This is a genomic window from Tsuneonella sp. HG094 (assembly GCF_053819285.1).
In genome coordinates this window covers 2,622,629-2,645,359 of the sequence record NZ_JBSORA010000001.1, presented here as the reverse complement: position 1 = coordinate 2,645,359, position 22,731 = coordinate 2,622,629, and the positions used below count along the sequence as shown (strand labels likewise).

Sequence of the window (22,731 nt, the reverse complement as noted above, 5' to 3'; positions counted from 1 at the left end):
GCCTGCGAATGTTCGATCGGACGAAGCTTCCCCGACTGATCTTCGCCGTCGTATGCGGGCTCGTGCTGGCGGCAGTTTCCGCCGTGCAGGCTGGCAGGGCGATCTACGACCGTCGCAATCCCATCATGTCGGAGATGATGCTCGGTTCCGATGACGCCCGGATAGCCTTGTGGACTGCGCGAACCCTGACCGATCCAAAGGCCATTCGCGATTCAAGCATCGTCGGCCAGGCGCAGGCCGCCCTCCTGCGCAATCCGCTGAATCCTGGCGCCTTGCGGGCGCTGGCTTTCTATTACGAAGGGGCAAAGCAAGGGGCGAAGGCCGAAACGCTCGCGACAGTTTCAGGCCATGTTTCGCGCCGTGACCCGCTCACGCAGCTCCTGCTGACCCAATACGCGGCCCGCGCTGGCAAACCCGACGCGGCGCTCGATCATCTCGATACCGCGCTGACGACCGTTGACCAGGGACGCGAGCAGGTTTTTCCGATCATCTCTGCGCAACTGCAAAATGTCGAGCTACGCAACGCGCTGCCGCGGCTGCTTGAGACTCGCAACACCTGGGTGGCCGAGTATCTCGAATACGTCATGCGGCACGAGAAAGGCGGGCCAAAGATCACCGCGGAAATGCTGCTTCGCGCCGACCCGCGCTCTGCCGCTCCGGTATATGGCAAATTGGGTCCCGAGCTTGCCTCCAGCCTAGCGCAGGATGGCGAAATCGACTTGGCCCGCCGTACGTATGGTCGCGTGAAGGGATCGAAACCGGATGTCACCCGAACGGTGGCCTTCAATCGCGCCACGATCGACGCGGCAATCGGCTGGTTCGCGTGGAGCGGGATTGGTGACGGCGCCGCCGGTGCCGACTTGCGTGCTGGTAGCGGCGGCAAGGTGCAGGCGACCGTCTATGCCTCTGCAGGCACCAACCGCGCTCCTGCATTGCGCCGTGTCCTGTTCCTGGCGCCGGGCACTTATCGCCATTTCGAGCGACGAACTTCGGCTTACGGCGGGAAAGACGCGGTCGCCCAGTTCGAGATGAAATGCATCGGCGGCTCGGGAGCGACCATATGGAAAGGCCCGGTCGCCGGGATCGACGCAGATGCCGCAGGGTCATCCGGGCCAATCGTCCCGACGGGCTGTCCAGCCCAGATGATCGAACTGTTCGTTTCGAGCCAGCTCGGAGCGGGCGGATCGGAATTCGTCATCGAGGACTTCGACCTCCGCCGGGTCGGCTGAGAGTGCGTCCGAATGGCTGACGTCGACCTGCTGGTGATCGGCGGCGGGGCGATCGGCCTGGCGGTGGCCCGTGAAGCGGCCATCGCAGGTTTCTCGGTAGTGCTTGCCGAGACAAATTACGCCATCGGGATGGAAACCAGCTCGCGCAACAGCGAGGTGATCCACGCCGGAATCTACTATGCGCCCGGATCTCTCAAGGCGCGCGCCTGTGTCGAGGGGCGCGACCTGCTATATGCGTTCGCCGATCGGTATGGCGTTGCCCACCGGCGGTGCGGCAAGTTGATCGTCGCGACCGGAACGGGCCAGGAAGAGGCTCTCGAGGCGATTCGAGCACGCGCGACGGCCAGCGGAGTGGAAGTTCTTGCTCTCCTGTCCCGCGGAGAACTGGCCGCGCGCGAACCGGCGGTCAATGGTACTGCGGCCCTGTTCTCACCAAGCACCGGTATCGTCGATTCGCACGGTTTCATGCTCGCATTGGCAGGACACGCCGAAGCGGCGGGTGCGACCCTGGCGATGCACAGCCGCATAAGACGTATCGAACGCCGGGCCGGCGAATGGGCGGTGTTCGTCGGCGAGGATGCGCAGGCCGCGCTCACCTCGCGCCGGATCGTCAACGCTGCCGGTCTCGCAGCTCCTGACATGGCCGCCCAAATCGACGGGTATTCCTCCGATCGCCCGGCGATCCGCGAATGGGCGAAGGGCAACTATTTCTCCTACGCCGGAGCCGTACCCTTCACCTCGCTGGTGTATCCCGTGCCGGTTCCGGGCGGGCTTGGCATTCATCTGACGCTCGACCTTGCGGGCCGCGCGCGGTTCGGACCGAATGTCGAGTGGATCGACAGGCTCGACTACGCGGTCGATCCGTTGCTGCGCGATGAGTTTGCCGCGGCCATCGCCAGCTACTGGCCTGGCGTCGATCGCGATCGGCTTCACCCCGATTATGCGGGCATCCGGCCCAAGCTGGGTGGGCGCGAGGATCCGGCGGGTGATTTCGTGATCGAAACGAGTGCGATCCATGGACTCCCCGGCGTGGTCAACCTGCTCGGCATCGAAAGCCCGGGTCTGACAGCGTCGCTCGCACTGGCGCGCATGACGGTCGAAACACTCGATGCATGAGGCGGCATGTTGCCGCCGACGCATCGGACGCTTTCAATCGGCGAATCCATGTTGTAGGCGGCGCACTCTCTTGCCGCAGACGCCGGTCGCGGATCCCCAGGGTACCAACGCACAATGAAAAATTTCGCGATCATCGGCGCTGCGGGCTACATCGCGCCGCGCCACATGGCGGCGATCCGCGATGTCGGCCACCGGGTGACCGCGGCGTTCGACCCGAACGATTCGGTCGGTATCATCGACAGCTATTTTCCCGAGGCGGATTTCTTCACCGAGTTCGAGCGGTTTGACCGGCATATCGATCGCCTGCGCCGCGAGGGTGCCGGTGACGCAATCGATTTCACTTCGGTCTGTTCGCCCAACTACCTGCACGATTCGCACACCCGCTTCGCGCTGCGGTCGGGCTCCGACGCGATCTGCGAGAAGCCGCTGGTGCTCAATCCTTGGAACCTGGACGGTCTGGCGGGGATCGAGGCGGATACCGGTCGCAGGATACACACGATCCTGCAGCTGCGGCTGCACCCGGCAATCGTCGCGCTGCGCGAGGCCGCACTCGCCCGCACCGACAACACCAAGTCCGAAGTCGACCTGATGTACGTCACGTCGCGCGGGCGCTGGTATCAGCAGAGCTGGAAGGGCGACGAAAAGAAGTCGGGCGGCATCGCGACGAACATCGGCGTCCACTTCTTCGACATGCTCGGCTTCCTGTTCGGCAAGCTGCAGGACAACCGCGTGTTCCTGAAGCAAGATTCGCGCTCGGGGGGCTATCTCGAATTCGAACGGGCCCGCGTGCGCTGGTTCATGTCGCTCGATATCGACGACGTGCCAGAGGCCGATCGCGCGCGCGGCCAGCGGACGTACCGCTCGATCACCGTCGACAGGCAGGAAATCGAATTTTCGGGCGGATTTACCGATCTCCACACCCGCAGCTACGAGGAAATCCTCGCCGGTCGCGGATTTGGGCTGGAAGAGAATCGTCTGGCGATCGAGGCGGTTGCCGCGATCCGTGGTGCCGAGATCGTTCAGGCGGGCGACGGAGAAGCCCACCCGGCGTTCATCGATCTATGACCGACGTCTTCGTCCACGCAAGCGCCATCGTGGATGATGGCGCCGAGATCGGCGAAGGCAGCCGGGTGTGGCACTTCGCGCATGTGTGCGGCGGTGCGCGCATTGGCCGTGGCGTTTCGCTTGGCCAGGGTGTGTTCGTCGGCAACCGCGTTACGATCGGAGATCGCTGCAAGGTGCAGAACAACGTCTCTGTCTATGACAACGTCACGCTCGAAGACGGGGTTTTCTGCGGGCCGAGCATGGTTTTCACCAACGTGCATAATCCGCGCGCCCTGATCGAACGCAAGGACGAATATCGCGATACGCTGGTCCGTACCGGGGCGACGCTGGGCGCCAACTGCACAGTGGTGTGCGGGGCGACGATCGGGCGCTTCGCTTTCGTCGGCGCGGGTGCCGTCGTGACCGCCGATGTACCCGACTACGCGTTGATGGTGGGTGTGCCCGCGCGCCGCATCGGCTGGATGAGCGAATACGGGGAACAGCTCGACCTGCCGCGCTCTGGGGAAGGAACCGCAACGTGTCCGCATACCGGCGCCCGGTATCGCCTGAGCGACGACACAGTCGTGCGCGAGGATGCGAAACCGTGATCCCTTTCGTCGACCTGGCCGCCCAGCAGGACCGCTTGCGCGCCGAAATCGAGGGCGGCATCGCGCGCGTGCTGGCGCACGGCCAGTACATTCTGGGGCCCGAGGTGGCCGAACTCGAAGCCGCACTCGCCCGATACAGCGGCGCCTCGCACTGCATCAGTTGCGCCAACGGCACCGATGCGCTGCAGATCGCGCTGATGGCGCTGGGTGTGGAGCCGGGCGACGAGGTCGTGACGCCGAGCTTCAGCTACATCGCCACTGCCGAGGCCGCGGCGGTGCTCGGCGCGCGCCCGGTCTTCGTCGACATCGACCCGGAGACGTACGCCCTCGACGCGGCCCAGCTGTCCGCAGCCTTAACCTCCCGGACGAAAGCGATCATCCCGGTTTCGCTGTACGGCCAGTGCGCCGACTACGACGCGATCAATGCCATTGCCGCCGACGCAGGCGTGCCGGTGATCGAGGATGCCGCGCAAAGCTTCGGTGCGCGTTATCACGATCACCGCTCGGGCAACCTCACCACGATCGCCTGCACCAGTTTCTTCCCGTCGAAACCGCTCGGGTGCTATGGCGACGGCGGCGCGATCTTCACCTCCGATGATGAGCTTGCCGTGCGCCTGCGGCAGATCGCACGCCACGGCCAGGACCGCCGCTATCACCACATCCGTGTCGGCGTGAACAGCCGGCTCGATACCCTGCAAGCGGCAATCCTGCTGCCCAAGCTGGCGATCCTCGATGATGAGCTCGCTGCGCGTGAGCGGGTGGCGCAGGCCTATTCGGCCAAGCTGAATGCGCGCGGCGTGACTGGCACCCCGACCGTCCTCCAGCACAACGTCAGTGCATGGGCCCAGTACACCGTGCGTGTGGAGCAGCGCGGCCGCGTGCAGCAGGTGCTGCAGGCGGCCGGCGTGCCAACTACGGTCCACTATCCGTTGCCGCTGGCCAAGCAGCCTGCGGTGGCCGATCCCGCGGCGCACCTGCCGCAAAGCGACGAGGCGGCGCGCACCGTGCTCAGTCTGCCGATGCACCCCTACCTTTCGGAAGCGGACATCGACACTGTCGTCGATGCCCTTGCAAAGGCGTTGTGATCTTCTAGTGCCAGCGCCGAATACGCTGGGCGCACAAAAGGAACGGTAAATCATGGATGTAAGCGGCAAGAAGCTGCTGGTAATCGGCGGGGCCGGCCTGATCGGGTCGCACACAGTCGACAAGCTGCTCCAGCAGGATGTGGGCGAGGTCGTGATCTACGACAATTTCGCGCGCGGTCGGCAGGAAAACCTTGCCGAAGCGCTGCGCGATCCGCGCGTCCGCATATTTGAGATCGGCGGTGACATCCTCCACACCGACATTCTCGACGCCGCAATGCAGGGCGTCGACGGCGTGTTCCATTTTGCCGCTCTGTGGCTGCTCCAGTGCCACGAGTTTCCGCGCTCGGCTTTCAACGTTAACGTCGGCGGCACCTTCAACGTCATGGACGCCTGCGTGCGCAACGGGGTCAAGCGGCTGGTCTATTCCTCGTCGGCTTCGGTCTACGGCGATGCGGTCACCGATCCGATGGGAGAGGACCACCCGTTCAACAACCAGAACTTCTACGGGGCTACGAAGATCTGCGGCGAGGCGATGCTACGCGCCTACCACCACCGTTACGGCCTCGAGTACGTGGGCCTGCGCTACATGAACGTCTACGGACCGCGGCAGGACTATCACGGCGCCTACATCGCGGTGATCATGAAGATGCTCGACGCGATCGATCGCGGTGATGCGCCTACCATCATGGGCGACGGGTCCGAAGCGTTCGACTTCGTCGCGGTCGAGGATTGCGCGCGCGCCAACGTCTGCGCGATGAACGCCAACGCGAAGGACGAATTCTACAACGTCGGCACGGGCGTGCGCACGAGCCTCAAGGAACTTGCCGAACGGCTGCTCAACCTGACCGGCTGCAACAAGGAGATCGTCTACGCGCCGCGCAGTCAGGCGACCCTCGTTCGCAACCGCATCGGCTCGCCGAAGAAGGCGACCGAGGAAATCGGTTACACCGCTTCTATCGACCTCGACGACGGCCTGCGCCGCCTGATCGACTGGCGCGCCGCGCACAAGGAAGAGGTGGCCGCGCGTCGCCGTGCCGTAGGTCTCGCGGCGTGAGCGATCGGCCCGCCATGAACGTGCCCATCGCCCGCACGGCGCTCGAACCGGCCGAGATCGAGAGCGTGCTCGAGCCGTTGCGCAGCGGGTGGCTGGTGCAGGGTCCAAAGGTCCGCGAGTTCGAATCCAAGTGGTCCGAATTCACCGGCGCGAAGCATTCGGTCGCAGTCACCAGCTGCACCACCGGGCTGCATCTCGCTGCGGTCGCGCTGGGCCTCGGCCCGGGCGACGAAGTGATCGTGCCCGCGTTCACATGGATCGCCACCGCCAACATCGTCGAGCACCAGCAGGCGACGACTGTGTTCTGCGACATCGACCTCGTCACCTTCAACATCGACGTCGACCAGATCGAGAGCCTGATTACCGAGCGGACCGTGGGCATCATCCCCGTCCACCTTTTCGGCCTCGCGGCCAATATGGACGCGGTGAACGCGATCGCCAGAAAGCACGGCCTGTGGGTCGTTGAAGACGCAGCCTGCGGCTTTGGCGCGACCTACAACGGCGGTCACGTCGGCACGCTGTCCGATGCGGGTGCGTTCAGCTTTCATCCGCGCAAGGCGATCACCACTGGCGAAGGCGGGATGATCACGCTGGAAGACGACGCGCTCGCCGAGAAGGTGCGCCAACTGCGCGACCACGGCGCGGCCATGTCGGACCTCCAGCGCCACCTCGGTGCGCGACCCTACCTGCTCGCCGATCACCCGCTCGCGGGCTACAACCAGCGGATGACCGATTTCCAGGCCGCGCTGGGATCGGCGCAGATGGACCGCGCCGGGGCCATCGTCGCCGAACGGCGCCGGCTCGCCGCAGGCTTCGACGAGGCCTTCGCGGACCTGGACTGGCTGCGCACGCCCGCGCACGTCGATGGCTGCGAGCACGGTTACCAGAGCTATCCCTGCCTGTTCATGCCGGACGAGATTTCTCCGGACACCGTGAAGTCGATCAACGAGCGTCGCAACGCATGGATGGAGCGGCTGCAGCAGGCAGGCATCTCGACGCGCCCGGCTACTCATTCGGTCCACATGCTGACCTACTACCGCGAGAAGTACAGCCTCGCGGAAACCGACTTCCCGCAGGCCTTCGCTGCTAACGACTGTTCGATCTCGCTGCCGCTGTTCCACGGAATGTCGACCGACGAGCAGGACTACGTGATCGAGCAGGTGCGGAAGGGCCCCGACTGATGTGCGGCATCGCCGGCCTTGTCCGGCTCGACGGCAAACCGGTGGATCGCGACCTGGCGATCCGGATGCGCGATGCACTGGTCCATCGCGGACCGGACGCCTCCGGCCTGTGGGCGGAAGGGCCGGTCGCGTTCGGGCATCGGCGGCTCAAGATCATCGACCTGTCCGAAGCCGCGGCTCAGCCGATGGTCAGCGTCGAGCATCGCTACGTGCTCAACTTCAACGGCGAGATTTACAACTTCCGCGAACTCCGCGCGGAGCTCGAAGCCGCCGGATACTGGTTCCGCTCGAACAGCGATACCGAAGTCGCCCTGGTGGCGTTGCAGCACTGGGGCGCCGATGCGATCGCCCGGTTCAACGGCATGTTCGCCTTCGCGTTGTACGACCGGCAGGAGCGCCGCCTGCTACTGGCCCGCGACCGTTACGGGGTGAAGCCGCTTTATTTTGCCCGCCAGGGGAAGCGCTTCTATTTTGCCTCCGAGCAGAAGGCCATCCTCGCGGACCCGGCGTTCGAGCGCAGGCTCGACGGCGGCGCGCTGTACGAATATTTCACGTTCCAGAACCTGTTTACCGACCGCACGCTGCTCGAAGGCATCGAGATGCTGCCGGCTGGAACATATGCGACACTCGATCTCGGCCACTCCGGTGCCCGGCTCGTACAGACGCGCTACTGGGATTATCGGTTCAGCGAGCCCGAGAATCCGGCCGATCCGCGCGAATACCGGCAGGAACTGGACCGGCTGTTCACCCAAGCCGTCGAGCGCCAGCTGATCAGTGACGTAGAGATCGGCAGCTACCTCTCGGGCGGCATGGATTCGGGTTCGATCACGGCGGTCGCGGCCTCTTCGTTCCCGAACCTCAAGACCTTCACCTGCGGGTTCGATCTCAGCTCGGCCTCCGGCATCGAGCTCGCATTCGACGAACGCACCAAGGCCGAGGCGATGAGCGCGCGCTTCAAGACCGAGCACTACGAGATGGTACTCAAGGCCGGCGACATGGAGCGCAGCCTTGCGTCGCTCGCGTGGCATCTCGAAGAACCGCGGGTGGGGCAGTCCTACCCCAACTACTACGCCGCGCTCCTCGCCAGCCGCTTCGTCAAGGTCGTGATGTCGGGCGCGGGGGGCGACGAATTGTTCGGCGGCTATCCGTGGCGTTATTACCGCGCCGCAGTGAACCGCGATTTCGATCACTACGTCGACCAGTATTACGACTACTGGCAGCGGCTGGTGGACACCGAGAACCGCGATCGCCTGTTCGCTCCGATCGGCCTGACCGATGCGTCGGTCGATCCGCGGCAGATCTTCCGCGAGGTGTTCGACACCCACGACAACGAATTGTCGCGGCCAGAGGATTACATCAACCACTCGCTCTACTTCGAAGCGAAGACGTTCCTCCACGGCCTGTTCGTGGTGGAGGACAAGCTGTCGATGGCGCACAGCTTGGAATCGCGGGTGCCGTTCATGGACAACGACCTGGTCGATTTCGCCATGCGCTGTCCGGTGTCGCTCAAGCTCAACAAGCTGAAGGACGTGATCCGCGTCGACGAGAACGAGGCGGGCGACAAGCAGACCAACTATTTCCGCAAGACCAACGACGGCAAGCAGATCCTGCGCGACATGATGGCGCGCTATATCCCGGACGACATCGTTAAGGGGGAAAAGCAGGGCTTCTCCTCTCCCGACGCGAGCTGGTTCAAGGGCGAGAGCATCGACTTCGTCCGCAAGAAACTGTGCGGCCGGGACGCGAAGCTGTTCGACGTCCTCGACCGCGAGACCGTTCACGCGCTGGTGGCCGACCACCTCGAGGGGCGCGAGAACCGGCGTCTGCTGATCTGGTCGTTCCTGAACGTGAACGAGTACTTGGAGCAGGTCCTGTGAGCGGCCTCCTCGCCGACTTGCGCGCGTTCCTGGCGGCGCGGCGAAGCGAGGTGTCGGCGGCGCACACCCGCACGCTGCCCTTCGGCGATTACGTGTCCGACCGCTGGGAAAAGGCCCGCTCGCTTGGGTTCGGAGACGGCACGTCGGTCTACGACAGCGCGCACGTGTTCGGCAACGTCACGGTCGGCCGCGACACCTGGATCGGCCCGTTCACCGTCCTCGACGGCAGCGGCGGACTGTCGATCGGAAGCAACTGCTCGATATCGGCTGGGGTCCAGATCTATTCGCACGACACCGTCGAGTGGGCGACATCGGGCGGCAGCGCGCCTAATGCCTATGCCGCTACCGCGATCGGCGACAACTGCTACATCGGGCCCAACACCATCATCGCCAAGGGCGTGACGATCGGCACCGGGGCCATCATCGGCGCCAACAGCCTGGTCCTCGACGACGTTCCGGCTGGCGCAAAGGCCTTCGGCACACCCGCGCGCATCGCCGGCAGCCCCCAACCATGACCCGGACCATCGCATGACCGACAGCCTCTCAGCCCGCCTTTCGGCAGCGACCCGTTCGCCGCTGTCGCTCGAAGGCAACTTCGCCTCACTCGTCGCCACGTCGCAGGCCGAGAACCAGCAGCAGACCAATCAGGTCTTCAGCGAGAAGTGGGAGAAGTACGCCGGCGCCGAGAGTTCGCTGGAGGATTTCTACGCCTTCCAGCGCGACTGGTATCTCAAACTCTACGGGTTTGCCGACGAAGGCGCGCTGTCGGCGCACCTTGCGGGCTGCCGGGTCATCGTCGATGCCGGGTGCGGGCTCGGCTACAAGGCGGCCTGGTTCGCCGACCTCGCGCCGCACGCTCTGGTGGTCGGCATCGATTTCTCCGACGCCGCGCGGCAGGCCAGCCGGCTGTTCGGCGACCGGGGGAACCTCGTGTTCCTGCAAGGCGACATCGCCGCTACCCCGTTCGCGGACGGCGCGGTCGACTACGTCAGCTGCGACCAGGTCATCATGCACACCGAGGACCCCGAAGCGACCTTCGGCGAACTCTCGCGCATCACGTCGGAAGACGGCCAGTTCGCCTGCTATTTCTACGCGAAGAAAGCGCTGCCGCGCGAATTGCTAGACGATTACTTCCGTCTCCACTGCAAGGAAGTGACGAGCGAGCAGTTGTGGGAGATGTCCGAACAGCTGACCGAACTCGGCAAGCGCCTTTCCGCGCTTGAGGTCAGTTTCGATGCGCCTGCCATACCCCTGCTCGGGATCAAAAGCGGCCCGATCGACATTCAGCGGTTCATTTACTGGAACTTCCTCAAGTGTTTCTGGAACCCTGAACTGGGCTGGGACACTTCGCTGGTAACCAACTTCGACTGGTACAGTCCCAGTAACGCTCGACGCTTTAGCGAGGACGAAGTGCGCACCATTGTGGCGGACTGTGCAATGGCGCCGGTGTTCTTCCACGCCGAGGAAGCGGCCTATTCGGGGCGGTTCCGGCACGATCGATGACGCTTGCAACCCCTGCCTTGCTGGCGGACACGTCACTCACTGTTTGTGCGCGTTGCATCTACGACGAGCGGGTATCGAACATCGTGTTCGATGCCGGCGGAGTTTGCAATTACTGCCGCCAAGTCGACGAGCTAGTTGAGCAATACGGCACCGGGCAGCCGCGCGGCGAAGGCGAGCTGGCGTGCATAATCGAAGAGATCAAGCGCGCCGGCAGGGGTAAAAGGTACGACTGCATCATCGGCGTCAGCGGGGGTACCGACAGCAGCTACATGGTGCATCTGGCGGTCAAGGAATGGGGGTTGCGTCCCCTCGCGGTACACTACGACAACACGTGGAACACCGCGATCGCCACGCAAAACATTCGCCGCGTGCTGAACGCGCTCGACGTCGATCTTCACACGCACGTTGTCGACAACCGCGAGGCAGACGACATCTTCCTGTCCTTCTTTCGCGCTGGCGTGGCCGAGATCGAGGCGTCGACCGATCTCGCGCTTGCAGAGACGATGAACCGCGCGGCGATCAAGCACGGCGTGCAATATGTGCTGGAAGGGCATAGTTTCGTGACCGAGGGCATCACCCCGGTCGGGCGCAACTACTTCGATGGGCAGTACATTCGTTCGATCCATCGCCGATTCGGCAAGCGGCGGATGAAGAGCTATCCGCTGATGACTTTCGAGCGAATGCTCTACGCGGCGTTGTTCGCCCGGGTGCGCAAGATCCGGCCGTTCTGGTATATGGACTACTCCAAGGAGGATGCGCGCGCTTTGCTGGAGCGCGACTATGGTTGGGAATACTACGGTGGGCATCACCTAGAAAACCGGATGACTGCCTTCTTTCACTCGGTCTACGCGCCGCAAAAGTTCGACAGCGATTTCCGGAACAACACCCTTTCCGCTCTGGTCCGCAACGGGCAGATGTCTCGTGAAGAGGCGTGGGCGCGCTACAACGAGCCGCCGCATGTCGAGGAAGAGCTGGTTGCGTATTTCCGCAAGCGGCTCGGCCTTTCGGAAAACGAGTATGCATCCATCATGGCCGACACGCCGCATTCGTGGTGGGAGTTCCCGACCTACAAGAAGCGCTTCGAGCGGTTCCGGCCGCTGTTCCGGTTGCTCGCCGATGCCAATCTCGTGCCTCGCTCGTTCTACCTCAAGTATTGTTTCCCGACCCCGACGGTGGACACATGAGCGAGGTCCTCATCGTCGATTACGGCATGGGCAACATCGGCTCGCTGCGGAACATGTTCCGCCGGATCGGGGTCGAGACAGAGGTTGCCAGCGACGCGGGCAGTATCGAACGCGCGCGCAGGATTTTGCTGCCCGGCGTCGGCGCGTTCGACGCTGCGATGCGGCGGATAAACGACCTGCGCATCGCCGACCCGCTGCGCGAGCGCGCGCGCACCGGCAATGTTCCGTTTCTTGGCATATGCCTCGGAATGCAGCTTCTCGGTGACGCGAGCGAGGAAGGCGGATTGCCCGGCCTCGGCCTGATCCCCGCCACCGCGCGGCGATTTCCGGCCGGTGACGGCCTCAAGGTACCGCACATGGGCTGGAACGTGGTGCGTCGGACAAATGCCTCACCGCTCACCGAATGGATGACCGACGAGGAAGAGACGCGGTTCTACTTCGTCCATTCCTACGCGGTGGAAACTGCCGACCCGACGGACACGATCCTGTCGTGCCGCTACGGGATCGATTTTGCGGCGGGCATCGCGCGGGACAACGTGTACGGCGCGCAGTTTCACCCGGAAAAGAGCCACCGCTTCGGCATGCGCCTGCTCAGCGCGTTCGTCAGCCTGCCATGCTGAGGGTTCGTGTCATTCCGGCGCTGCTGCTGCGCCACGGGAGCCTGGTGAAGACCCGGCGGTTTCGCGGAACCGATTACATCGGCGATCCGTGCAACACGCTGCGTATCTTCAACGAGCTCGAGGTCGACGAGCTTGCGGTGCTCGATATTGAGGCCTCGCGTGAGTGTCGCGGGCCCGACTTCGATTTGCTGGCCGATATTGCAAGCGAGTGCTTCATGCCGCTGTCCTACGGCGGAGGCCTGACGAGTTTCGAGCAGGCCGCACGCGTGTTCGGCATCGGGTTCGAGAAAGTCATCGTCAACAGCGCGGCCTACAACCGTCCCGAGTTGCTGACGGAGATCGCCGAGACCTATGGCAGCCAGGCGGTGGTGGCCTCGATCGATGTGGGGCGCACGGTTTGGGGCAGGGAGGCGATCTACAGCCACGGTGGGCGGCGGCGGCAATCGGGCGATCCGGTATCCTGGGCGCGTGAGGTTGAACGACGCGGGGCAGGTGAAATCCTGCTGACGGCGATCGAACGCGAAGGAACTTGGGACGGGTTCGATGTCGAACTTGTCCGCCGCGTGTCCGCTGCGGTTTCGATCCCTGTCATCGCCCAGGGCGGCGCGAGCACAGTCGACGATCTCTCGAGCGCCGTGCGCGAAGGGGGCGCCTCTTCGGTCGCCGTCGGTGCGATGGTGGTCTACCAGAAGAAGGGTTGCGGGGTTCTGGTCAACTTCCCCGAGCGCGGCGAACTGGAAGCCGCGCTGGGGACCACCTTCGCTGGAGTCGGAGGATGAGCAATCCGTTCACGTTCGCCTACATCGAGCGTCAGTACCGTGCCGCGCTCGACGCCGGTTACACCGTCGTCAACTGCCGCGATTACGTCGCGCTGCGCGCTAGCGGACAGGTGCCCGAACGCACGCTGGTCAATCGGATCGACATCGACGTTTCGGTCAAGAAGGCGGAGCGGCTCGGCGAAATCTACCGGCGGCTGGCCATTCCGGCGACGTTCTTCGTCCGCCTGCATGCCCGCGAGTACAATCCGTTCGATTTCGACAACTACCGCATCCTGAAGGGTCTAGCGGCGGACGGTCACGAGCTCGGCTACCACAGCGAGATCGAGGACCAGGCGGCGATCTGGGGAGAGGATGCCGAGCAGTGCCTGCGCCGCGACCTGTCGGTGATGGAGACGATGTTCGGGCATAGCGTAGTCGGCATCGCCAGCCACGGCGGGATGACCGGGATCAACAACCTCGACTTCTGGCGCGATCGCGAAGCGGGCGAATTCGGGGCGCTGTACGAAGCCTACGAGGAAAACGGCGGCTTCGACCTGTTCAACCGCTCGCTTTACGTGACCGACAGCGAATGGACGCGCTGGAAGGCCTATCGCGACGGGAAACGGATCGACGGCGATCAGCGCTCGCTGGCCGAGCATCTGGAGGATGCGCCGCCACTGGTGTACCTCCTTATCCATCCCGAAACCTATTTCGACCGGCACGTCTACGAATGACCCGCATCGCACCCAACCCGCTCGAGCGGGACGCCATCGAGATAATCTGCGGCTGCGAAATTGCTAACGCGGACTCGCTTGAGCGCGTTGACGGGCTAACCACGCTCGAGCTCCCGCTATCGGGCAAACTGGCTTTTCGCGATCAGTTCGACGACAAACTCGCCGAGCGGATCGGACGGGCTCCTGCAGACATGCTGTGGGTGCTGCCGTCCGCCGCGCGTGGCCGTATTGATCGACCCTCTATATATACCGACACGCCCCGCGTCGCATTCTCGGCAATTGCCGTAGCGCTGTTCGACTATTTTGGTGCCTACTGGACGGGCGCGCTGGGCGCGGAGGAAGCGAATGCGCGATGGCCGCATTCGACTTTCATGCCCGGCAGCTACGTCCATCCATCCGCCCGGATCGGCCCGGGCGCGCTGGTCTGGCCGGGCGTGGTGATCGGCCCGAACGTAACGATCGGGCGGAATGCCCTCATCAAGGCCAACGCGGTAATCGGGCTCCCCGGTTTTGGCGTCGGACCTGACGCAAGCGGAAACCTGCAGCATCTGCCCCATCTCGGAGGCGTGGTTATCGGGGACGACGTGGAAGTGGGAGCGCTCGATACCATCTGTGCCGGCACGATCCTGCCTACAGTGGTCGAAGACAACGTGAAGTGCGACGATCATGTCCACATCGCCCACAATTGCCGGATCGGCGCCAATACGCAGTTGACCGCGCATGTCGAATTATCCGGGAGCACTGTTATCGGGAAGAACTGCATCCTGTCGCCGAACTGCTCGACGGTAAACGGTACGCAGATCGGCGACGGTGCACTGATCGGCATTGCCGCCAACGTGACCAAGAACGTCGAGCCGCATACGGTGGTCGTCGGCAATCCTGCGCGTCCGATCCGCCGCATCGGCGGCTGATCGCTCTCGGCGACCATCCACATGACTGCCAGCCTGACACCCGCGCAAGTCTTCGCGATCCTCGGCATTCTCGGTGGAGCGTTCCTGCTGTCGTTCGTGCAGGCGTACATCGGCTCCCGGATCGGGTCAGACAGCCCAGCGCACCTTTTCCTCGTGCGGCAGGTGCGCAAGTACGGTGCGTTCTTCACGCGCATTCCGGATCTCCTTAACAAGCCGGCACTCGGAGCCAATCCGATGTACCTGCACTTCCTTCTCGCCCGGCTGCCAGATCGCGCATTGGACTTTGCGCCGTACCTCCTGAACCCGGTCGCCAATGCGCTGCACGTGGGGCTTTTCGCGCTGGTGGCGACGGTCTTTTGCCGCTCGGCCGGGATGGACGAGTGGGCACCGGCTGCGGCCATCGCCTTGTTCGCATTCTGTCCGCAATGGTTCCATGCGCTGAGCGCGCGCAACTTCGGCTTCAGTTCGCGCGGGACCGGGATGCTTCTGGTCACCGCGTTCTTCGCGTCGTTTGCCGCTCTCGAACTGGGATACCTGCCGCCGACCTGGGCGTGGGTCGCCATGACCGGTTGCGCATACCTGATTTTCGCCTTCAATACGTTCTCGATGCAGGTCCTGCTGATCGTGGGCACGCTGCTTGTCCCGATCCGCTACGACGCGACCCATCTGCTCGGCATTGCCGGAGGGCTCGTGCTATTTGTTGCGGTGCATCCGCGATATTCGGTGAGTTACCTGCGCTACACTTGGCGCTTTGTGCGCGGTTACGCGGGCGAGCTTGCGCCCAAGTTCATTCTCGAACGACGGTACAGCGTCTGGCGCGATCTGGTGTGGGACATTCCGCGGCGCCTTGTTCGAGACCCCGTGGCCGGCGCCCATTATGCTTACGAGAATTCGCTGCTCGTAGCGATCTTTCTCAATCCACTGGCCCTCGCGGCGATCGCTGCGCGCTTCTCTCCGCTCTATCATGCCGAGCCGGCCGTCGCGTTGGCGACCGATCTCGCGCTGGCAGGCATGGCGGCGATGGCGGCGATTTCTTTTCGGGTGACGCGGTTTCTCGGCGAACCCGAGCGGTATGTCGAGGCGATGACGGCCTGGATCACGCTGGCGGGCTTCGCGTGGGTATGGACCGTCATGGGGACGACTGCATCCATGGTGCTTGGCGCCCTTTTTGCACTGATGACTGCGGGCCAGGTCGGCCTGTCGCGTTTTCTCGCGGGACGCATCGCATTCAAGCCCAGCACCACGGACGCGGTCGCCGACGCGATCCGTGCGCGCCTACCTGATGAGAATGTACGGCTGTGTTCCAACAACGAGCAACTGACCAAGCTGCTCCTCATCAACGACTGGAAGTTCAGCTACCTGATCGCCGTTGGCGAACTCTATTGCGGGATGACTGTGAGCGAAACCTACACGCTTTTTCCAAACCTGCGGAAATCTGCCTGCGAGAGGTTGGTTCGTGCATATCGCCTAACCGTGGCGGTCCTCCAGAAAGACCTGTTTGACACGCTTTTCGACACCGATCGACCCGATGGCCTGATCGGGGAGGACACCATTTTCGAGAATGAGGCCGTCCGGGTTGTCGGATTCGTGTGGGAGGCTCCGCGCGAGGCTGGAGTGCGGTGAAATTCGCCCGTCAATTCCTCGTTTACGGTATCGCCGGAGCATTGAGCCGGCTCGCGTCGTTCCTGCTGGTGCCGCTGTACACGCGCACGCTGAGCCAGGGAGATTACGGTCAGCTCGAAATCCTGCTGGCACTGCACCAGTTGGCGGTGCTGACGATCGGGCTGCAGGGAGAATCGGCGGTCGCGCGCGACTATTTTCGCGCCGAGCAGGAGGGCCGCGTCCGCGAGCTTTACTGGGGTGCACTCGGGCTCGCTGCTGCGGGGTTGGCGATCTCGATTGGGTTGGTCGCGGCTGCGTTCGCGATCGGCATTCCCGATGACGTCACCCGGTACATTCCGCTGATCCTGTTTGCCGGGCTCGTGACGCATGTGCTCGGCATTCAGCTCGTTGCGATGCGCTTTGCTAGCAGACCTTTTGCGTATGGCGCGATCTCGCTTGTCGATGTGCTCGTGACAGCAGCATCGAGTATCTATCTCATCGTCTTTCAAGGCATGGGCATTCTCGGCGCGCTCGCTGGGCTGGCAATCGGCAAGACCGTTGTTCTCGTCGCTATCTGGCGTTCGACATTCGGCAAGCCGCAAAGGCCGGGACGGATTCGCGAGATGGCCGCCTACAGCCTCCCGACGATGCCCGCGGTGCTGCTCAACTGGTTGCAGACCATGGGTAGCCGCATCGTCTGGAGCTTCTTCTTTGCCGTCAGTGCCGTTGCCGTCGCGAGTGTCAGCATGCGCGTTGCGGCGGCATTCGGACTGCTGGTCTATGCATTCCGACTGGCGTGGGAACCGCTTGCCTTTCGCATGCTCGAAAGCGAGGAGAGGCGCCGCTTCGCGCCCGCGCTTGCCCATATCTGTATCGTGGCGTTCGTTGCTGCGGGGGTGGCATCGCTTGCCGGACCACTGCTGACGGCACTATTCGCCCCGCCCGAGTATCGCGCGGCGACCGGCCTGGTCGGTATCCTGATGATGGCGCAGGTCTGGCTCGCGGTGATCCTGGTCACCCAAATTGGCATCCATGGCGCTCGCGTGACTTCGCGGGTGAGCGTTGTCTTCGCGATCGGGGCAGTGCTGAACCTCGCGGTCCTCGCTGCCACGGCGCATTTCGCGGGAATCGTCGCGATGGCCTGGGCGCAGTTCGCGGGTGCGACCGCGAGCGCGCTCGCAGCGGCGTGGTATAGCAATCGTCATTTCGACACGGCATTTTCCCCGCGTCTGCTTGCCGTGATGGCTGCGGTTACGACCGGCTTCGGTTTCGCCAGCCACGCATTGCCTTCGTGGGAGGGCTCGCTCTGGCCGCACCCGCTGCTCGTGCTTTCGACAATGCTCGGAGTTGTCATTATCTGGCTTGCCGGTATGGACAGGCGAACGCGCGGCGAACTCGTCGCCGATTACCGGGCTGTGGTCGCCGGCGGTGCGGTTCCGTTTTCGCGTACCGATAACGTCTCCGCCTCACCCGAAACCGGCAAATAACTGTCAGGGAATACGGGTAGTCAGCCGATGCTCTTGATCATTGCCCTTTTTGTCATTGGCGCAGGCATGATCGCGGTGACGTCGAATGCCGACACGTTCTCGCCTGCGAAATTCTTGCTGGCATTCTTCGTCCTCTTCCATGTCGGCGCGCTGTTCGATCCGCCGAGCCAGTTTGTCCTCGCGCTCATGCTGGTGCCGCTCTCCCTGATCTTTCTTGTGACCTTCACGGAGGCGTCGGCAGTCCAGTACCGCCCGCTCGACCGGCCACGCTGGACGCAAGCGCGCAACACCAGCGTGATTACCGTGGCAATCTGGGTCCTGTCATCCCCGGCGATCCTATCGCAGATGGCGATGATCTACGAGTTTGGCGGCCTTGCGGGCTACGTGAACTCGGTCAACACCCGGGTTGCGGACTGGAGCGGATTCGGATGGGCAAGAACGCTCATCGCGACGCTGACTGTCTTCAATATCGTCTATTTCGCGATCGGACTTCACAGACGCCAGACGGCGGGCTGGTGGTCCGCCTACGCGGTCCATCTCGCTATCGTGCTCGCCTTGGGTTTGCTCTCGGGCTCGCGCAGTGGGTTGCTCAATGTATTCGCGTTGATGATTGTTTGCTTCCATTACCTCAAGCGTCCGATCCGGATGCCGGTGGCCGCAGGTATGGTCGTCCTGCTGTCGCTTGCGGCTTCGGTCCTGGGCGTGGCGCGCAACGGCTTCAAGCTCGACGACGGGCAACTGTCGACAGGACTTTCCAACTCGACCGAAAGCTTCAGCCTCAACGCGTTCTCCTACGGCATCGAACCGCTGACTTTGATCGACGAGTCACCGCGGCTGGTCCTCGCCCACGGGTCGACCTTCGTATCACTCGTCACCAACATGATCCCGCGCAGCATATATCCGGGCAAGCCCGATACCGGTGGCGTGTGGCTGACCAAGTATTACGCAGGTGACGCATGGGAGGGTCTTTCCAATCTCACCCCGACTTTCCTCGGTGAATGGATCATCAACTTCGGCTGGCTGGCGGGGATCGTCGGGTTTGCCGTCACCTACGGCCTCATGTGCTTCCTCATTATGCGCTGGTACGTTCGCCTGTTTCGTGAACGCACGAGAAAAGCCGACAGTCTCTTTGCGATCGACGTGGTGATATACGTTCACACCTTGTGGACTCTGGTCGGCCTGATGCCGGGAGAACTGACCAATGTCGTGCTCGGATATGCTCTCACGCAGCTTCTGCCGCTGCTCGTATTGCGGATGTTCGTGAAGGCGATGTTGTCGCGCGATGCGCGGCGCGGTCCGGGTTTCCAAGGCCGCTCCGGCTCCGGCTCCTTCGGCCCCGGCCCTGGGCCCGTTCGCGGCCGCCAGCAACCGGTGCCGCGCCGTCCGGTCGCGATCGGCACGCGGACATCAGGGGAGAGGCGCTGAGCCTCCCCGCCTGCGCGTCCCTGCTGTTGCGAACATCGGCATGAAGATCGTCATCAACGCGTATTCCGCGCGCCTCGGAGGTGGGCAGACGTACGTACGAAACCTGCTGCAGCGTGTGCCCGATGATCCCGCGCTTGAAATTCTCGTGTTCGCGCCACCGGGGCTCGCGCTACCCGAACATCCTGCGATCGTTCGCGGAACGACCCGCTGGCCGGTCGAGAACCCGCTTCTGCGGCTGTTCTGGGAGCGTTTTCGCTTGCCCCGCATCCTGGCCGAGAGCGAGGCCGATATCCTGTTCAGCCCCGGCGGCCTGCTCAACACAATAGTGCCCGACGGCTGCCGGACGGTGACCATGTTCAGGAACATGCTTCCCTTTGACAAGGCGATGCGTGACCGGCTCAAGTGGGGGCCGCAGAAAGTGCGCAACCTCCTTCTTCGCCGCAGCCTGTTGTCGAGCATGCAGCGCGCCGACCTTGTCATTTTTATTTCCGAATTCGGGCGCAACCAGATCGAGCGACTGGGAAGACTGAAGAAGACGGTCACCATTTCGCACGGCATCGCGCGACCCTTCCTCACCGCCAGCACACGCCTCCCTCGGCCTGATGTCGCAGGCGATGGTCCCTACATCCTCTATGTATCGCGGTTCGAACCGTACAAGCACCACATCGAGGTCGTGCAAGGGTACGCGATGCTGCCGAAACCGCTGCGCGACCAGTACCGGCTGGTGCTGGCGGGTGAGGACAACTACGAAGCCGCAGCCGACGTGCGGGCGCTGATTGAACGGTCGGGCCTCACCGATCGCGTGGTGCTGGCCGGGGGAGTGCCATACGACCAGCTGCCTGCGCTCTATAACAATGCCGAAGTCAACGTCTTCGCCTCGTCGTGCGAGAATTGCCCCAACATTTTGCTGGAATCGATGGGCGCGGGTCGGCCCGTGCTGTCGTCCGACGTCATGCCGATGCCGGAAATCGGCGGCCTAGACTTGGCCTACTTTTCTCCTTACGATCCGGCCGATTTCTGCCGCCAATTGGAGCTTGTCTTGTCCGACGAGAGACTTGCGGATCGCGTCGTCCAGGCCGCGCGCGATCGCGCAGCGCTATACGACTGGGATGTCACCGCCAACCGCACCTGGGCCGCGCTGCGCGACCTTGCCAACGAAGGGGTCGCGCGTGATTGACGACAAGTTCAAGGGTCGCACCCTCCTGATCACCGGCGGAACGGGTTCGTTCGGCAATGCGGTGCTCTCTCGCTTTCTCGACGCCGGCCTCGAGGAAATTCGCATATTCAGCCGCGACGAGAAGAAGCAGGACGACATGCGCAACCGCTATCAGCGGTCGAACGTGAAGTTCCATATCGGCGACGTGCGCGACTACGTCGCAGCGCTCGATGTTACGCGGGGGGTCGATTTCATCTTCCACGCCGCGGCGCTGAAGCAGGTGCCGAGCTGCGAATTCCACCCGCTCGAAGCGGTGAAAACCAACGTGCATGGCACCGCCAACGTGCTGCGCGCGGCGGTCGAGAATGGCGTGCAGAGGGTCGTCTGCCTCAGCACCGACAAGGCAGTCTATCCTATCAATGCCATGGGCATGTCGAAAGCGATGATGGAAAAGGTCGCCGTCGCCGCATCGCGCAACGCGCGCGATACGGTAATTTCGGTCACGCGGTACGGCAACGTGATGGCGTCGCGCGGTTCGGTCATCCCGCTGTTCGTCGACCAGATCGCCCGCGATGCAGAAATCACTGTCACCGACCCGAGCATGACGCGCTTCATGATGACGCTGGAACACGCGGTCGACCTGGTGCTCTATGCCTTCGCCAACGGCGAACCGGGCGATACGTTCGTCCAGAAGGCGCCTGCGGCCACAATCCACGAGCTTGCCAACCGCCTGCGGATCCTTGCCGGAAAACCGAATCATCCGGTCCGCGAGATCGGCACGCGTCATGGCGAGAAGTTGTTCGAAGTGCTCCTGAGCCGCGAGGAGATGGCCTCGGCCGAGGATCTCGGCGAGTATTTCCGCGTGCCTCCCGACCTGCGCGACCTGAACTATCGCAAGTTCGTCGAAGAGGGGGAGAAGCGCATCTCGCGCTCGGAGGATTACAATTCGCACAACACCACCCGGCTGGAAGGGCAGGCGCTGGATTCGTTGCTGATGGAGCTGCCGCTGATCCGTCAGGTGGTGGCAGAGGCTGCGGGCGCTGCCGCGTGAGGGTTCTGGTCACCGGAGCCAATGGCTTCGTCGGACGCAACCTGATCGTCCGGATGGAGGAACTAGGCCACGACATCCTCCGTTACGGACGTGACACGGGACCGGAGCAGCTTCCCGCGCTTGTGGGGCAAGCCGATGCCGTGGTGCATCTCGCGGGAGAGAACCGCCCAACCGATCCGGGCGCGTTTGACGCGGTGAACCGCGGCCTCTGCGAAGTGCTTGCGCAAGCTGTCAGGAATGCCGAACCATCACCGCCCGTGTTCCTCGCCTCGTCGATCCAGGCTGGAAGCGATAGCGCTTACGGATTGAGCAAGCGCGCCGGCGAACAGGCGTTCGAGGCGCTGCCCTCGCACGCGGCGATCGTGCGGTTCCCCAATATCTTCGGCAAGTGGTGCCGGCCGAACTACAATTCTGCCGTCGCGACGTTCGCGCACAACGCGGCGCGCGGCCTCGACTTGCCGGTGAACGACCCGGCCGCCCCGCTGCGCCTGATCTATATCGACGATGTCGTCGCGATGATCGCCGAATGGCTCGATGGTCCTTATCCCGCCGGCGCGCATCGCATCGAACCGGCCCCGGTTTATGACACGACGGTGGGCGAGGTTGCCGATCGCATGCGGTTCTATGCCGAGGTGCCTGGCAGCCTGACGGTCGACAACGTGGGCACCGGCCTGAACCGCGCGCTCTATGCGACGTTCGTCAGCTATCTGCCGCCGGAGCGGTTTTCCTATCCGCTTACGGTCCACGCCGACCCGCGCGGCCGCTTCGCGGAGATGCTGCGGACCACCGGTTCCGGTCAGGTTTCGTTCTTCACGGCGGGCGAGGGCGTCACGCGCGGTGGGCACTACCACCACACCAAGACCGAGAAGTTCCTTGTCGTGCAGGGACGGGCGCGGTTCCGCTTTCGCCACTTGCTGACCGGCGAGGAGCACGCATTCGAAACCTCGGCCGATGAGCCGCGGGTGGTCGACACCATTCCGGGCTGGTCTCACGACATCGCCAACGTCGGCCCGGGCGAGATGATCGTCGTGCTGTGGGCGAACGAAGCCTTCGATCGCGAGAAGCCGGATACAGTGGCCTATTCGCTCGAACCGACGGAATGATGG

Annotated in this window: 21 protein-coding genes; all 21 read left to right on the top strand. The window is 63.6% G+C overall.

Annotated elements, in window-relative coordinates; all coding sequences use genetic code 11:
- Positions 1–8: 8 nt before the first annotated feature.
- The 21 genes from ACWPMX_RS13110 (at position 9) to ACWPMX_RS13010 (ending at position 22,728) form a co-directional block, all read left to right on the top strand.
- Positions 9–1,229 carry a hypothetical protein gene (locus tag ACWPMX_RS13110; RefSeq protein ID WP_455700440.1) on the top strand — a complete coding sequence of 407 codons (1,221 nt, stop codon included), beginning with the start codon at positions 9–11 and terminating at the stop codon, positions 1,227–1,229.
- A 12-nt stretch (positions 1,230–1,241) separates the two neighbouring features.
- Positions 1,242–2,345: an NAD(P)/FAD-dependent oxidoreductase gene (locus tag ACWPMX_RS13105; RefSeq protein ID WP_455700439.1), complete on the top strand. Its 1,104-nt coding sequence runs from the start codon at positions 1,242–1,244 to the stop codon at positions 2,343–2,345.
- 114 nt (positions 2,346–2,459) lie between these two features.
- Positions 2,460–3,410, top strand: coding sequence for a Gfo/Idh/MocA family oxidoreductase (locus ACWPMX_RS13100; RefSeq protein WP_455700438.1), 951 nt, complete (start codon positions 2,460–2,462; stop codon positions 3,408–3,410).
- Positions 3,407–3,997, top strand: coding sequence for an acyltransferase (locus ACWPMX_RS13095; protein WP_455700437.1), 591 nt, complete (start codon positions 3,407–3,409; stop codon positions 3,995–3,997). The genes ACWPMX_RS13100 and ACWPMX_RS13095 overlap by 4 nt, the downstream gene beginning before the upstream one ends.
- Entirely contained in the window at positions 3,994–5,082 is a 1,089-nt protein-coding gene (locus ACWPMX_RS13090; RefSeq protein WP_455700436.1) for a DegT/DnrJ/EryC1/StrS family aminotransferase, read from the top strand. Before ACWPMX_RS13095 ends, ACWPMX_RS13090 begins: the two co-directional genes overlap by 4 nt.
- Before the next feature lie 52 nt (positions 5,083–5,134).
- Positions 5,135–6,136, top strand: coding sequence for an NAD-dependent epimerase/dehydratase family protein (locus ACWPMX_RS13085; RefSeq protein ID WP_455700435.1), 1,002 nt, complete (start codon positions 5,135–5,137; stop codon positions 6,134–6,136).
- Complete coding sequence (locus ACWPMX_RS13080; protein ID WP_455700434.1) at positions 6,133–7,317, top strand: DegT/DnrJ/EryC1/StrS family aminotransferase; 1,185 nt, start codon at positions 6,133–6,135, stop codon at positions 7,315–7,317. Before ACWPMX_RS13085 ends, ACWPMX_RS13080 begins: the two co-directional genes overlap by 4 nt.
- The gene (gene asnB / locus ACWPMX_RS13075; protein ID WP_455700433.1) at positions 7,317–9,194 is read left to right on the top strand and encodes an asparagine synthase (glutamine-hydrolyzing); all 1,878 of its coding nucleotides are present in this window, start codon (positions 7,317–7,319) and stop codon (positions 9,192–9,194) included. The genes ACWPMX_RS13080 and asnB overlap by 1 nt, the downstream gene beginning before the upstream one ends.
- On the top strand, positions 9,191–9,709 hold the full coding sequence (locus ACWPMX_RS13070; RefSeq protein ID WP_455700432.1) for an acyltransferase: 519 nt from the start codon (positions 9,191–9,193) through the stop codon (positions 9,707–9,709). Before asnB ends, ACWPMX_RS13070 begins: the two co-directional genes overlap by 4 nt.
- 13 nt (positions 9,710–9,722) lie before the next feature.
- Positions 9,723–10,697 carry a class I SAM-dependent methyltransferase gene (locus ACWPMX_RS13065; protein ID WP_455700431.1) on the top strand — a complete coding sequence of 325 codons (975 nt, stop codon included), beginning with the start codon at positions 9,723–9,725 and terminating at the stop codon, positions 10,695–10,697.
- Positions 10,694–11,881 (top strand): N-acetyl sugar amidotransferase, encoded by a 1,188-nt coding sequence (locus ACWPMX_RS13060; protein ID WP_455700430.1) that lies wholly within the window; start codon positions 10,694–10,696, stop codon positions 11,879–11,881. The genes ACWPMX_RS13065 and ACWPMX_RS13060 overlap by 4 nt, the downstream gene beginning before the upstream one ends.
- Complete coding sequence (hisH, locus tag ACWPMX_RS13055) at positions 11,878–12,501, top strand: imidazole glycerol phosphate synthase subunit HisH (RefSeq protein WP_455700429.1); 624 nt, start codon at positions 11,878–11,880, stop codon at positions 12,499–12,501. Before ACWPMX_RS13060 ends, hisH begins: the two co-directional genes overlap by 4 nt.
- A complete protein-coding gene (locus tag ACWPMX_RS13050) occupies positions 12,495–13,280 on the top strand; it encodes an AglZ/HisF2 family acetamidino modification protein (protein WP_455700428.1) in 786 nt (261 codons plus the stop codon). Before hisH ends, ACWPMX_RS13050 begins: the two co-directional genes overlap by 7 nt.
- Positions 13,277–13,993, top strand: coding sequence for a hypothetical protein (locus ACWPMX_RS13045; RefSeq protein WP_455700427.1), 717 nt, complete (start codon positions 13,277–13,279; stop codon positions 13,991–13,993). The genes ACWPMX_RS13050 and ACWPMX_RS13045 overlap by 4 nt, the downstream gene beginning before the upstream one ends.
- Complete coding sequence (locus tag ACWPMX_RS13040) at positions 13,990–14,904, top strand: UDP-3-O-(3-hydroxymyristoyl)glucosamine N-acyltransferase (protein WP_455700426.1); 915 nt, start codon at positions 13,990–13,992, stop codon at positions 14,902–14,904. Before ACWPMX_RS13045 ends, ACWPMX_RS13040 begins: the two co-directional genes overlap by 4 nt.
- Positions 14,905–14,925: 21 nt before the next feature.
- Positions 14,926–16,527 carry a hypothetical protein gene (locus ACWPMX_RS13035; protein WP_455700425.1) on the top strand — a complete coding sequence of 534 codons (1,602 nt, stop codon included), beginning with the start codon at positions 14,926–14,928 and terminating at the stop codon, positions 16,525–16,527.
- Positions 16,524–17,993, top strand: coding sequence for a lipopolysaccharide biosynthesis protein (locus ACWPMX_RS13030; protein ID WP_455700424.1), 1,470 nt, complete (start codon positions 16,524–16,526; stop codon positions 17,991–17,993). The genes ACWPMX_RS13035 and ACWPMX_RS13030 overlap by 4 nt, the downstream gene beginning before the upstream one ends.
- A 66-nt stretch (positions 17,994–18,059) precedes the next feature.
- Entirely contained in the window at positions 18,060–19,418 is a 1,359-nt protein-coding gene (locus ACWPMX_RS13025) for an O-antigen polymerase (protein ID WP_455700423.1), read from the top strand.
- A 40-nt stretch (positions 19,419–19,458) separates the two neighbouring features.
- Positions 19,459–20,595 carry a glycosyltransferase family 4 protein gene (locus ACWPMX_RS13020; RefSeq protein WP_455700422.1) on the top strand — a complete coding sequence of 379 codons (1,137 nt, stop codon included), beginning with the start codon at positions 19,459–19,461 and terminating at the stop codon, positions 20,593–20,595.
- A complete protein-coding gene (locus tag ACWPMX_RS13015) occupies positions 20,588–21,625 on the top strand; it encodes a polysaccharide biosynthesis protein (RefSeq protein WP_455700421.1) in 1,038 nt (345 codons plus the stop codon). The genes ACWPMX_RS13020 and ACWPMX_RS13015 overlap by 8 nt, the downstream gene beginning before the upstream one ends.
- Complete coding sequence (locus ACWPMX_RS13010; RefSeq protein WP_455700420.1) at positions 21,622–22,728, top strand: polysaccharide biosynthesis C-terminal domain-containing protein; 1,107 nt, start codon at positions 21,622–21,624, stop codon at positions 22,726–22,728. Before ACWPMX_RS13015 ends, ACWPMX_RS13010 begins: the two co-directional genes overlap by 4 nt.
- Positions 22,729–22,731 lie beyond the last annotated feature (3 nt).

Bases quoted from the DNA above. Each gene is read 5' to 3' on its own strand.
- asnB (WP_455700433.1), top strand. From the start codon at position 7,317: ATGTGCGGCATCGCCGGCCTTGTCCGGCTCGACGGCAAACCGGTGGAT.
- ACWPMX_RS13085 (WP_455700435.1), top strand. From the start codon at position 5,135: ATGGATGTAAGCGGCAAGAAGCTGCTGGTAATCGGCGGGGCCGGCCTG.
- ACWPMX_RS13025 (WP_455700423.1), top strand. From the start codon at position 18,060: ATGATCGCGGTGACGTCGAATGCCGACACGTTCTCGCCTGCGAAATTC.
- ACWPMX_RS13095 (WP_455700437.1), top strand. From the start codon at position 3,407: ATGACCGACGTCTTCGTCCACGCAAGCGCCATCGTGGATGATGGCGCC.
- ACWPMX_RS13040 (WP_455700426.1), top strand. From the start codon at position 13,990: ATGACCCGCATCGCACCCAACCCGCTCGAGCGGGACGCCATCGAGATA.
- hisH (WP_455700429.1), top strand. From the start codon at position 11,878: ATGAGCGAGGTCCTCATCGTCGATTACGGCATGGGCAACATCGGCTCG.
- ACWPMX_RS13020 (WP_455700422.1), top strand. From the start codon at position 19,459: ATGAAGATCGTCATCAACGCGTATTCCGCGCGCCTCGGAGGTGGGCAG.
- ACWPMX_RS13060 (WP_455700430.1), top strand. From the start codon at position 10,694: ATGACGCTTGCAACCCCTGCCTTGCTGGCGGACACGTCACTCACTGTT.
- ACWPMX_RS13110 (WP_455700440.1), top strand. From the start codon at position 9: ATGTTCGATCGGACGAAGCTTCCCCGACTGATCTTCGCCGTCGTATGC.
- ACWPMX_RS13035 (WP_455700425.1), top strand. From the start codon at position 14,926: ATGACTGCCAGCCTGACACCCGCGCAAGTCTTCGCGATCCTCGGCATT.
- ACWPMX_RS13105 (WP_455700439.1), top strand. From the start codon at position 1,242: ATGGCTGACGTCGACCTGCTGGTGATCGGCGGCGGGGCGATCGGCCTG.
- ACWPMX_RS13100 (WP_455700438.1), top strand. From the start codon at position 2,460: ATGAAAAATTTCGCGATCATCGGCGCTGCGGGCTACATCGCGCCGCGC.
- ACWPMX_RS13065 (WP_455700431.1), top strand. From the start codon at position 9,723: ATGACCGACAGCCTCTCAGCCCGCCTTTCGGCAGCGACCCGTTCGCCG.
- ACWPMX_RS13045 (WP_455700427.1), top strand. From the start codon at position 13,277: ATGAGCAATCCGTTCACGTTCGCCTACATCGAGCGTCAGTACCGTGCC.
- ACWPMX_RS13050 (WP_455700428.1), top strand. From the start codon at position 12,495: ATGCTGAGGGTTCGTGTCATTCCGGCGCTGCTGCTGCGCCACGGGAGC.